This is a genomic window from Mesoflavibacter profundi (assembly GCF_014764305.1).
In the GTDB taxonomy this organism is placed as follows: domain Bacteria; phylum Bacteroidota; class Bacteroidia; order Flavobacteriales; family Flavobacteriaceae; genus Mesoflavibacter; species Mesoflavibacter profundi.
On the sequence record NZ_CP061703.1, the window covers coordinates 2,728,722 to 2,741,060 of the forward strand.

A 12,339-nucleotide genomic window follows, 5' to 3' on the forward strand; every position below is an offset into this window, starting at 1 on the left:
TATAATTTAAATACAGCATCAAAAAAGCACTAAAAATATTGGGTAAAATTATAGCAATACTACTATTGCTATTTATTATTTTAATTTTAGTTTTTTCTATTCCTGCTGTACAGACCAAACTAGGTAAATACGCTACTAAACGATTAAATGAAGACTTTAAAACCAATATAAATATTGATAAAATAGGGCTTCAGTATAACGGTGATGTAAATATAAAAGGTGTATTAATAAGAGATTATAAAAAGGACACATTAATTGCTGCATCCAAAATAAACACCTCTATATTAAGTGTAAAAAATGTTATTAACGGGACACTAAATTTTGGAGATATTGTTCTTGAAGATTTAATTTTTAATGTAAAAACATATCAAGGCGAAACCGATACCAATTTAGATGTATTTGTTTCTAGATTTGATGAAGACACACCAAGTGAAGAAAAAAGTAGTTTTTTAATGTCTTCTAGTGATGTTACTATCACAAATGGCATATTTAGACTAATTGATGAGAATAAGGAAACACCAAGAATACTTCAGTTTGAAGACTTAAATATTAATGCTACTAACTTCTTGATTGATGCAAGCGATGTAAGTGCACGTATAAATACAATGCAGTTTTTAGATAGTCGTGGTCTGGCTTTAGAAAATCTTTCTACAAACTTTTCTTATACTTTAACACAAATGCGTTTTGATAATTTAACCATTAAAACTCAAGAATCTTTTGTTAAAGGTCAGCTTCATTTTAACTATAATCGTGAAGATTTTAAATTTTTTGAAGATAAGGTTAATGTAGATGCAAATTTTACCGAAGCTAATATTTTACTAGACGATTTAAACACGTTTTATAATGAGTTTGGTAAAGAACAATACGCAAGTTTTAGTACACAATTATCTGGTACATTAAATGATTTAACGACTAATGATTTAAAACTTAATACAAGTCGTAACACTAAAATTTACGGAACTATTAATTTTAAAAATCTTTTTAATAGTGAAGCCAATAATTTTGAAATGGATGGTAGTTTTACCAATCTGTCTTCTAACTACAAAGATTTAAAAGCGTTATTACCAAATGTTTTAGGAGAAGCAATTCCGTCTATATTTAATAAGCTTGGTAATTTTACAGCAAAAGGCGATACACATATTACACCGGATAATATTATTGCAGATTTAGAAATAAATACAGACTTAGGTTACGTAAAATCTGATTTAAAGATGTTTAATATCAATAATATTGATAATGCATCGTATAGAGGAAATATTATTTTTGACGAGTTTAATATAGGAAAACTACTTGACGATCCTAATCTAACAACAACCTCTTTAAACGTTGATGTAGATGGAGTTGGATTTAAAAAAGAAAACTTATCTACCCAATTAAAAGGTGATGTGTATAGTATTAATTATAATAAATATAATTACCAAAACATTGTAGTAAACGGTAACTATAAGCAAAGTAAATTTAATGGTAATTTAGTTATAGACGATGTTAACTTACAATTAGAATTTAACGGTTTAGCAGATTTATCACAAGATGTTAATTCTTTCGATTTTGTTGCCGATGTAAAATATGCTAACCTAAAAACATTAAATTTTTACAATAGAGACGAGCAATCTGAATTTTCTGGAACTGTAGATATGAAAATGAATGCAACAACTTTAGATGATGCAGTAGGATACATTCAGTTTAAAAACACAACGTATATTAATGAAAATGATACTTACAGTTTTAAAGACTTCGAAATTAATTCTCAGTTTATAAATAACGAGCATATAATAGATATAAATTCGCCAGAAATTATAGAAGGAAAACTAAGTGGATCATTCAAATTTAACGATTTAGAGCCTCTTTTTGAAAACTCTATTAAAAGTATGTATACCAATTACGTACCTAATACCATAGAAGGCAACCAATACATAGATTTCAATTTTAAAATTTATAATAAAATTGTAGAAGTATTTTTACCAGAAGTAGAGCTTGGACCAAACACATATATTAAGGGTAGAGTAGAAAGTAATGAAAAAGCGTTTCAGTTAACTTTTAAATCACCAAAAATTAAACTTCTAGACTATTTTGCTAATGCAATAGAAGTTCAAGTAGATAACAACAATCCTTTATTTAATACGTTTGTAGAAATTGATAGTATTTACACAAAACCTTACAGTATTTCTAAATTCAATTTAATAAACGTGACGTTAAACGATACGTTATATATGCGATCTGAGTTTAAAGGTGGAAAACGTAATGACGATTTATATAACCTTAGTTTTTATCACACTATAAATCAAGAAGACAAATCTGTATTTGGATTTAAGAAAAGTGACGTAACATTTAAAGGCAATAAATGGTATGTAAATGAAGACAAAAACAACTATAATAAAATTGTTTTTGATCGTGATTTTAAAGACTTTACAATAGAAGATTTAATCCTTAACCATCAAGAAGAAGAAATCAAGTTAGCAGGTGTTATAAAAGACTCGACCTACAAAGACCTAAAACTAAATTTTAAAGCAGTAGACTTAAATAAGATAGTACCCGAAATAGACAGTTTATCACTTGGAGGAATTATTAACGGTAAATTAAATATTTTACAAGAAAATGGTAGTTATGTCCCAACATCTAACATAACAATTGACGATTTAGAATTAAATAAAACTTATTTAGGTTCTTTTGAAGCTAATATCGAAGGAAACTCAGACTTGTCCAACTACAATGTTAATGCAAAAATAAAGGACGACGCTACAAATTCATTCTTAGCCAATGGTAATATTTACGTAGCTGGAGAAAACCCAAATATAGATGTAAATTTAAATTTTAATAAATTTAGTTTAAAACCACTTAATCCATTTTTAGACGGAATTTTAAGTAATATTAGAGGCGAAATTACAGGAAACACAAAAGTTATTGGAAGCTTAAATAAGCCAAATTTTAATGGAGAATTAAAAATAGATAATGGTGGTTTAGGCATACCATATTTAAATGTAGATTACGACTTCCAAGAAAACACATCATTAACCTTAAGCAACCAAAGTTTTATTTTTAATAAAACTAATATAACAGATACTAAAGCAAATTCTAAAGGTAATTTTAGCGGAAGCATAAGTCACAACAATTTTTCAGATTGGAAATTAGATCTAGATATTTCTACTCAAAAATTATTAGTGCTTGATACTGAATATACAGAAGAATCTATGTATTACGGTACTGCATTTATTGGCGGAAGTGCAAAAATATTTGGATCTACAGATGCATTAAGCATAAATGTAATTGCCGAAACTAAGGAAGGAACAGTGTTTAAAATTCCTCTAAATGATAACGAATCTTTTGGAGATAATTCAATTATTCATTTTTTAACGCCTGAAGAAAAACAAGCTAAAGAAGAAGGAAAAGAGATAGATTTTGAAGTAGATGAAGGTTTAGATCTAAATTTTGAATTAGACGTAACTCAAGATGCCGAAATTGAAATCTTGATTGATAAAACATCTGGAAGTACAATTAAAGGTCGTGGAGTTGGTGGATTATTAATAGAAATAAATACCAATAATAAATTTGATATGTATGGCGATTTTGTGGTTTATGAAGGTGTTTATAATTTTCTTTACAGTGGTGTAGTACAAAAGCAATTTATTGTAGAGCCTTATGTAAGTACATTAGCTTGGAATGGCGCACCATTGGAAGCCTTAATAGATATTAAAGCAAAATATAGTACGAGAGCAAATCCATCACCATTATTAGATTCGCCAATTAATAGAAGTATTCCAGTAGATTTAACTTTAGAGCTAACAGATCAATTAGAACGACCAACCATTAATTATGCGTTTGAGTTTCCTAATACAAGTTCTACAATTAAATCCGAATTAAACTATCGTTTAGACTCTAGAGAGGATAGAGAAAATCAAGCGTTATTTTTATTAGCAACAGGTTCTTTTAGTCGTGGATTAGAAAACTTAAACTTTACAGGAACATTAACCGAGCGTTTAAATGGATTAGTAAATAATTTATTATCCTCTGGTGATGGTAAATTTAACGTAGGATTAAATTTTGAAGCTGGACAAAACAGACCAGACTTTCAAACAGATAACCGTGTTGGTGTAACTTTACAAACTAAGATTTCGGATCGTGTCCTAATAAATGGTAAAGTTGGAGTACCAGTTGGAGGATTAGGTGATTCTGTAATTGCAGGTGATGTTCAAGTAGATTTTTTATTAAATGAAGAAGGAACACTAATAGCAAAAGTTTTTAATAGAGAAAACAGTATAAGAAATTTTGGTGAAGAGATAGGTTACACACAAGGTGTAGGTATTGCTTATAATGTAGATTTTGATACGTTTGGAGAATTACTTCGTAAAATTTTCAATCCTAAAAAAGAAAAAGAAGAAGAAAACGATCAAGAAGACGACAACAACAATTCCCAAAATCCAAACCAAACTGCAACGGAAACAGATCCAGTTTTCAAGTCCAACACAACCTTTAAAGAAGACTAATTTTTCGCTTCTAAAGCATTAAAAATTTTCATAAAAACTACTTCATAATTAAATAGTTATTAACGAAAACGTTATAGTTTACGGTACTTCACAAATTTTTAGCCAAACAGTTGTTAATAATTAAATTTGTTTATTAGTTTTACATAACTAACAAATTATTTATATGTCAAATACAATAAAAAAGATAGCCGTTTTTACATCTGGTGGCGATTCTCCAGGTATGAATGCAGCTATTCGTTCTGTTGTAAGAACATGTGCTTTTCATAATATAGAATGCGTAGGAATTTACCGCGGTTATGAAGGTATGATAGAAGGCGATTTTAAGCCTTTAACAGCAAGAAGCGTAAAAGATATTATTAATAAAGGCGGAACATTTCTTAAATCTGCCAGATCAAAAGCTTTTATGACAAAAGAAGGTCGTAAAAAAGCTTACGACAACTTAGTTGCAGAACAAGTAGATGCTTTAGTAGTCATTGGTGGTGATGGAAGTTTTACAGGTGCATTAGTTTTTAACGAAGAGTTTGGTTTTCCAGTAATGGGAATACCAGGAACTATAGATAATGATATTTATGGGACTTCACATACATTAGGATACGATACAGCTTTAAATACAGTAGTAGATTGTATTGATAAGATTAGAGATACAGCAAGCTCACATAACAGATTGTTTTTTGTTGAAGTTATGGGAAGAGATGCAGGTCACATAGCATTAAATGTAGGAGTTGGCGCAGGAGCAGAAGAAATTTTAATTCCAGAAGAAGATTTAGGATTAGATAGATTATTAGAGTCTTTAAGAAGAAGTAAACAATCAGGAAAATCTTCAAGTATTGTTGTCGTTGCAGAAGGCGATAAAACAGGAAAAAATGTTTTCGAATTAAAAGATTATGTAGAACAGAATATGTCTGAATATGAAGTAAGAGTATCTGTTTTAGGTCACATGCAACGTGGTGGATCACCATCATGTTTTGATCGTGTATTAGCAAGTAGAATGGGCGTAACAGCTGTAGAAAGTTTACTTGAAGGTAAATCCAATTACATGGTAGGATTAATTAAAGACGAAATAGCTTTAACACCATTAGAACAAGCAGTAAAAGGTAAGTCAGAAATAGATCAGGAACTAATTAGAGTGTCTGATATTATGACTACATAAATAATTAAAACTAAAACAAATTAATAAAAATATGTCAACATTAAAATTAGGAATAAACGGTTTTGGTCGTATAGGAAGAATCGTTTTTAGAGCAACCTTAAAAAGAGACAACGTAGAAGTAGTAGCTATAAATGATTTATTAGATGTAGAACATTTAGCATACTTATTAGAATATGATTCAGTACATGGACGTTACGATGGTAAAATAGAAGTGAAAGATGGAAATTTAGTAGTAGAAGGAAAAACTATTAGAGTAACTGCAGAAAGAGATCCAAAAAACTTAAAATGGGATGAAGCAGGAGTAGACGTAGTTGCAGAATGTACAGGAATTTTTACAACTTTAGAAACAGCAGATTATCACTTACAAGCAGGCGCTAAAAAAGTAGTAATTTCAGCACCAAGTAAAGATGCACCAATGTTTGTAATGGGAGTAAACGATAACAAATTAACAGCTGCAGATAACATCGTTTCTAATGCATCTTGTACAACTAATTGTTTAGCACCAATTGCTAAAGTAATAGACGAAAACTTTGGAATAGAAGAAGCGTTAATGACAACAATACACGCAGCAACATCTACTCAATACACTGTAGATTCGCCTTCTAGAAAAAACTATAGATTAGGACGTTCTGCATTAAATAATATTATACCTACCTCTACAGGAGCAGCAAAAGCAGTAGGAAAAGTTATTCCTGAATTAGACGGAAAATTAACAGGAATGGCGTTTAGAGTACCAACTGTAGATGTTTCAGTAGTAGATTTAACAGTAAAAACAAAAAAAGAAACGTCTTTAGAAGAAATTAAAGCAGCTATGAAAAAAGCTTCTGAAGGAGAAATGAATGGTGTTTTAGGTTATACAGATGAGGCTGTTGTATCTCAAGACTTTGTTAGTGATGACAGAACAAGTATTTTTGATGCAGATGCTTCTATCGAGCTTAACCCAGGATTTTTCAAGTTAGTATCTTGGTATGATAATGAATTTGGATATTCTAATAAATTAGTAGATTTAGCTTTAAAAGTTAATTCACTTTAATTGATAAATTCTTTAATGAAATAAAAGCGTAGTATATTTGTCTAAAAGTGCTACGCTTTTTTTATATTAAACAACCTTATATGATATTAATTGTTGATAGCGGATCTACTAAGTGTGACTGGAAAGCTGTAGATAGTAAAGGAAATCAGTTATTAGAAAAAATCCGTACTAAAGGATTAAATCCTGCTATACTTTCAGAAAAAAAGATTAGAAAAGTTTTAAGAAAAAGCGAACCATTAAATAACCATAGAGAAGAAGTAACTCATGTTTATTTTTATGGTGCTGGTTGTGGTACCGAAAATCCTAAACTAGTTCTAAAATTAGTTTTAAACGAATTTTTTCCAAACGCAGAAGTAAAAGTAGAAGAAGATACTATGGCGGCTGTGTTTGCAACCATAAATAATCCTCAAGAAGCTGCAGTAGTTTGTATAATGGGTACAGGATCTAATTGTAGTTATTATGATGGTAAAAAGCTACATCAACGTGTAAAATCTTTGGGTTATACATTAATGGATGATGCTTCAGGTAACTATTACGGTAAAGAATTAATAAGAGATTATTACTTTAACCATATGCCAGAAGATATTAAAATTGCTTTTGGTGATAAGTATAATCTAGATGCAGATTACATTAAGTACAACTTATACAAACAGCCAAATCCAAATGCATATTTGGCGCAGTTTGCAGAGTTTATGATACTAAATAAAGACTCAGAATATATTAGAGAATTAATAAAAAGAGGATTTAGACGTTTTGCAAATAATATGATTATGCAGTTTAAAGAAGAGTTAAAAACTGTACCAGTACATTTTGCTGGATCAATTTCATTTTTCTGTCAAGATGAAATTAAGCAAGTTGCAGAAGAAATGGGCTTTACTGTAGGTAATTTTGAAAGACGTCCAATAGAAGGATTAGTATCCTTTCATACAGATGCGACTTAAATATGGAAATAGCTATAATTGCACATGATGGTAAAAAAGCTGATATGGTTCAGTTTTTAAATCAACATAAAGACATTTTATTACAAAAAAATATAACATTAATTTCTACCGGAACAACTGGTAAAAAGGTTAAAAAAGCTGGTTTTGAAGTGACTAGATTATTATCAGGTCCTTTAGGTGGTGATGCACAAATTGCTGCTAGAGTAGCAGAAGGTAAGTGTCAAATGGTTTTGTTTTTTAGAGATCCTTTAGAAAAACATCCGCATGAGCCAGATGTGTTAATGCTTATGAGGTTATGTGATGTACACGATATACCGCTAGCAACAAATCCGGCAACTGCAGAATTATTAATGAAAGCACTTTAAAAAAGTGCTTTTTTTATTAACTGTAAATTTGATTTTCTTGTTCGGCAACTCTTATAAACGTTGTACGCTTGGTTAGTTCTTTAAGTTTTTCTGCACCAACATAAGTACACGTACTTCTTAAACCACCTAAAATATCTTGTAATGTGTTTTCTACATCACCTTTAAAAGGAACTTCTACAGTTTTTCCTTCGCTAGCTCTATAATCTGCAACGCCACCAACATGTTTATTCATAGCAGTTGCAGAGCTCATTCCATAAAATTGTTTATAGCTTTTACCATTTTTTTCAATAGTAATTCCACCACTTTCTGTATGACCAGCAAACATACCGCCAAGCATTACAAAATCTGCTCCTGCACCAAAAGCTTTTGCTAAATCTCCAGGAATAGTGCAACCACCATCACTAATTATTTGACCACCTAAACCATGTGCAGCATCTGCACATTCTATTATTGCAGATAGTTGAGGATAACCTACAGCAGTTTTAACACGTGTTGTACAAACGCTACCTGGACCAATTCCTACTTTTACTATATCTGCACCAGACAACAATAGTTCTTCAACCATTTCGCCTGTTACCACATTACCAGCAATAATAACTTTATCAGGAAATTGATCTCTTGTTTTCTTTAAAAAGTCCACAAAATGTTCAGAATAACCATTAGCCACATCAATACAAATAAATTTTAAAAATGGATGCTTGGTAAATATAGACTGTAATCGTTGTATGTCTTGTGATCCTGTTCCTGTACTTACAGCTATATAATCTTCAATTCCTTTCTCACTTGTATTTAAAAACGAATTCCATTCTTCTAAAGAATAGTGTTTATGAATAGCAGTAAATACATTGTGCTTAGATAGGGCAGAAGCCATATTAAATGTGCCAACCGTATCCATATTGGCAGCCATAATTGGTATTCCTTTCCAGGTAAGATTACTATGTAAAAATTTAAATTCTCTATTTAAATCAACTTGAGATCTACTTTTTAAAGTTGATCGTTTAGGTCTTATCATTACATCTTTAAAACCTAGTTTAATATCATATTCTATACGCATTTTGATAGTATGGATTTGGTTACTATCAAAAATACAAGATTAAGTGATATTGTAGAGCCTAAAATTAAAATTGAAACTAAGATTTATTAACAATAGTTAATATACCGTATTTATTTTACAGCAATCATGCTAATTTCTACATTTACAAATTTAGGTAAATTTGCTACTTCTACGGTTTCTCTTGCTGGCGCAAAATCTTCGTCAAAATAGGTAGCGTACACATCGTTTATTAAAGAGAAGTTATGCATATCACTAATAAAAATAGAGGTTTTAATAACGTTTTCAAAAGTCATATCTGCTGCTTCTAAAACTGCTTTTAAGTTTTCCATGACTTGTTTAGTTTCAGATTTAATATCATCTAAAACCAATTTATTAGTTGTTGGATTTATAGCAATTTGACCAGAAGTATATAAAGTGTTTCCACTTAAAACTGCTTGGTTATAAGGACCAATTGGAGCAGGAGCATTTGTTGTAGTTATTATTTTTTTCATGATACGATGTTATAATTGTTCATCTGGTTTACGTCTTTGCTCGTATTTTAAATCTTTAAGTAAACTAGATTTTATACCAATAAAGAAATTCCAACGGTTATATGTACCAAAAGGAACCCAACTAAAATTCATTCTCCAACTTAAAAGATCTCTTTGAAATCGTAGTTGTGTTAAACCAAATCCTTTATTTTTAAAGTCATAACTGGATGATCCACCAATGGACCATTTAGGAGAAATTTCGATATCTCCAGAAAACATTAAAGAATGTGAAGATATTTCGTCTTGTCTAGCTGCATTAGAGTAGTTTACAGCGTAGGCAAATCTTACATTCCATGGTATTTTATAATTGTATAATTCAGATTCTTCTTCCTCTTCTTCATCTTCGTCAATACCATCTCTATTAAATTGTTGGTCTGCAAAATCTTCAGATACTCCAAAAAGATCATCTGCTCGTCCACCACCTTGTAAACGCTCGTTAATAGCACTTTGACTTTCTGTAGTAGATTTTCCACTTTTACTACTTAAACTATAATTTAAAGTAAGATTAGCGCTAGTCATTCTAAATAAACTTCCGCCATTATTTATATTAAAAGTATTGATTTTTCTATTGTTAGCATCTAAAGCATAAGGATCTAAAGTAGCACCAAAGTTGATGTTCATTTTATTATTTAATACTTGTAATCCACCGGTAACACGTAAAGGACTCCAATTTAAAGAATCGCCAGCTACATTATAAGATGTAGAAAAATTAAGATTGTTTAATAAAGTAATCTTTTTAGGCTCTAAGTTGGTTGTGTCTTTATCTCTAACTTTTGCTTCAAAATTGTTTGAAACACCAATACCAATAGCACTAGAAAAGTTTTTGTTTGGACGTCCAAAAATACTGTTTTCAAATCTAGTATATTCAGACTGTGTTGTTCCATCTGCATCAATTACCTCTACGGTATCATAATAATTATCAAATGCAGGATTGATATTGTAACTTATAGATGGACGTACAACATGTCTAATTTTTTGAAGTTTTTTACCTTCGTTTTTCTTATCTAGGTTAAACATTCCGTATAGAGTAGTTCCTATACTTGTACTAAAGTTATAAGTTCTAAAAGCATCAAACGTATTAAGTTCTTCAGTTAAAATACTTTCGGTAATAGGATCGTAATACTTTCTAATTGGGTTTAATGTCCAAACTTCGTCAAAATTTGCACTTGCACTAACACTAAAATAATCAAAGACTTTAAAGTTTGTAGCAATAGGAACCGAGTGTTTAGCACCAACTTTAGCATCGTCAAACATTTCACTTTTAAAGAAAAATTCTTCTTCGGTATTAATTCTATTTTCTGCTCTTACATTATACTGAAAGTTAATATTTTGAATTATACCTTTTTTAGCTCCAAATTTTGGCGCAAAAGGATAAATCCTGCTAATACTACCTTGAAAAGTTGGTAGCGTCATATTTACAATTCCAGTTTGTGTATTTTGAGAATGCGTTGCTGTTAAGCTAATATTAGCTTGTGGCTCACCTTGAAAAGTTTTAGAATAAGAGACCGAAGAGGCTAATGTATTATTTTGTGTGTTTGGTAAATTTACTTGATTTACAGATTGTTGATAGTAATTACTACTACCTAAGTTTACAGATGCTGAGAATCTAGAATTTGGATTAGCTTTAGAGTCTTGTGCATGTGACCATCTTATATTATAAATGGTGTTTTTTGCATAATCAGGAAAACCACGTTCGCTAGTAATTAAATTTTCGTATCTAAAACCAACATTACCATTAAATTTGTAACGTTTTGCGTATTTACTTTCTAATCTAAGTCCGTAACTTCCATTAGTAAAATAATCGCCAATAGTAGCTAAATCCACATAATCACTAATAGCAAAATAATAACCACCATTTTGTAAAAAGTAACCACGTCTACCATCTTCACCAAAACTTGGGAAAATAATTCCTGAAGTTCTAGTTTTAGTTAACGGGAAAAAGGCAAACGGAATCCAAACAGGCGTTGGCACATCGTAAATATGCATTTGTGTTGGACCTGTAATTACTTTAGAATTTGGTACAATTTTACCTTTACTTATTAAAAAGTAATATTCTGGATCATCTAAATCTTCTGCAGTAGTAAATTTTGCGTTTCTTACGTAGTAAACAGAATCGTTAATTTTTTTTGTAGTTTCAGTAATTAAAGTACCACCATTTTGTTCTGTTTGAGAGTTGTAAATCAACCCTTTTTTAGTAACTGTATTAAATATAATAGAGTCTGGAATAATCTCGTTAGTACCTTGTTTAAAACTAGGTTTTTGCGTGTAATTTCCTAAAGTATCTTTAATACCGTAAGCATAAACTAAATCTTTATCAAAATCCAGAATTATACTTCCGGCTTTAATTTCCATATCTTCATAATACACTTCGGCTTCATTATATAGATACATTTTAGATTCCTTTTTCTTATAAGCCATATAATCTGTAGCTTTATAAGTAACAGTACTAGAAAGTAGTTGTGTTTTTGGTTGTATTGAATCGTTTTTAGTCGAATCATTTTTTTTAGGCGTTTCTAAAAAATCTTCAGGAAGTATAGTTACAGTAGTGTCTGTTTCTTTTTCTTGCGGTGTTTCGGTAGAATCTTCTACCGAAGGAATTTCGGTATTTTTTTCTGGCAAATCCTTTTGTGCAAAACACACAGTGTTAATAAACACTGTAAAACTAAGGGCAAAAAGTATGTTAAGACGTTGTGTATGCAATGCTTTTAAATGTATTTTTGTAAAAGTATGGCTTGGTTTTTGAATTGACAAAACTACATATATTTTTTTGTGAAATATTTATATT

General features: G+C 30.3%; 8 protein-coding genes. 5 read left to right on the forward strand and 3 right to left on the reverse strand.

Annotation, left to right across the window (positions count from 1 at the left end; all coding sequences use genetic code 11):
• Nucleotides 1-38 precede the first annotated feature (38 nt).
• The 5 genes from IFB02_RS12265 (at nucleotide 39) to IFB02_RS12285 (ending at nucleotide 7,970) form a co-directional block, all read left to right on the forward strand.
• On the forward strand, nucleotides 39-4,481 hold the full coding sequence (locus IFB02_RS12265) for a translocation/assembly module TamB domain-containing protein (protein WP_223878846.1): 4,443 nt from the start codon (nucleotides 39-41) through the stop codon (nucleotides 4,479-4,481).
• A gap of 163 nt (nucleotides 4,482-4,644) precedes the next feature.
• Nucleotides 4,645-5,631, forward strand: coding sequence for a 6-phosphofructokinase (gene pfkA, locus IFB02_RS12270; protein ID WP_106688657.1), 987 nt, complete (start codon nucleotides 4,645-4,647; stop codon nucleotides 5,629-5,631).
• Between the two features lie 31 nt (nucleotides 5,632-5,662).
• Entirely contained in the window at nucleotides 5,663-6,664 is a 1,002-nt protein-coding gene (gene gap, locus IFB02_RS12275; protein ID WP_106688658.1) for a type I glyceraldehyde-3-phosphate dehydrogenase, read from the forward strand.
• Nucleotides 6,665-6,744: 80 nt separating this feature from the next.
• Entirely contained in the window at nucleotides 6,745-7,605 is an 861-nt protein-coding gene (locus IFB02_RS12280; protein WP_106688659.1) for an N-acetylglucosamine kinase, read from the forward strand.
• A 2-nt stretch (nucleotides 7,606-7,607) separates the two neighbouring features.
• Complete coding sequence (locus tag IFB02_RS12285; protein ID WP_106688660.1) at nucleotides 7,608-7,970, forward strand: methylglyoxal synthase; 363 nt, start codon at nucleotides 7,608-7,610, stop codon at nucleotides 7,968-7,970.
• A 16-nt stretch (nucleotides 7,971-7,986) separates the two neighbouring features.
• Here the strand turns inward: IFB02_RS12285 and IFB02_RS12290 are convergent, their stop codons facing one another.
• The 3 genes from IFB02_RS12290 to IFB02_RS12300 form a co-directional block, all read right to left on the reverse strand.
• Nucleotides 7,987-9,024: a GMP reductase gene (locus tag IFB02_RS12290; protein ID WP_106688661.1), complete on the reverse strand. Its 1,038-nt coding sequence runs from the start codon at nucleotides 9,022-9,024 to the stop codon at nucleotides 7,987-7,989.
• 110 nt (nucleotides 9,025-9,134) lie between these two features.
• Nucleotides 9,135-9,515 carry a Rid family detoxifying hydrolase gene (locus IFB02_RS12295; RefSeq protein ID WP_106688662.1) on the reverse strand — a complete coding sequence of 127 codons (381 nt, stop codon included), beginning with the start codon at nucleotides 9,513-9,515 and terminating at the stop codon, nucleotides 9,135-9,137.
• 9 nt (nucleotides 9,516-9,524) lie between these two features.
• Complete coding sequence (locus IFB02_RS12300; RefSeq protein ID WP_106688663.1) at nucleotides 9,525-12,305, reverse strand: putative LPS assembly protein LptD; 2,781 nt, start codon at nucleotides 12,303-12,305, stop codon at nucleotides 9,525-9,527.
• Nucleotides 12,306-12,339: the final 34 nt, after the last annotated feature.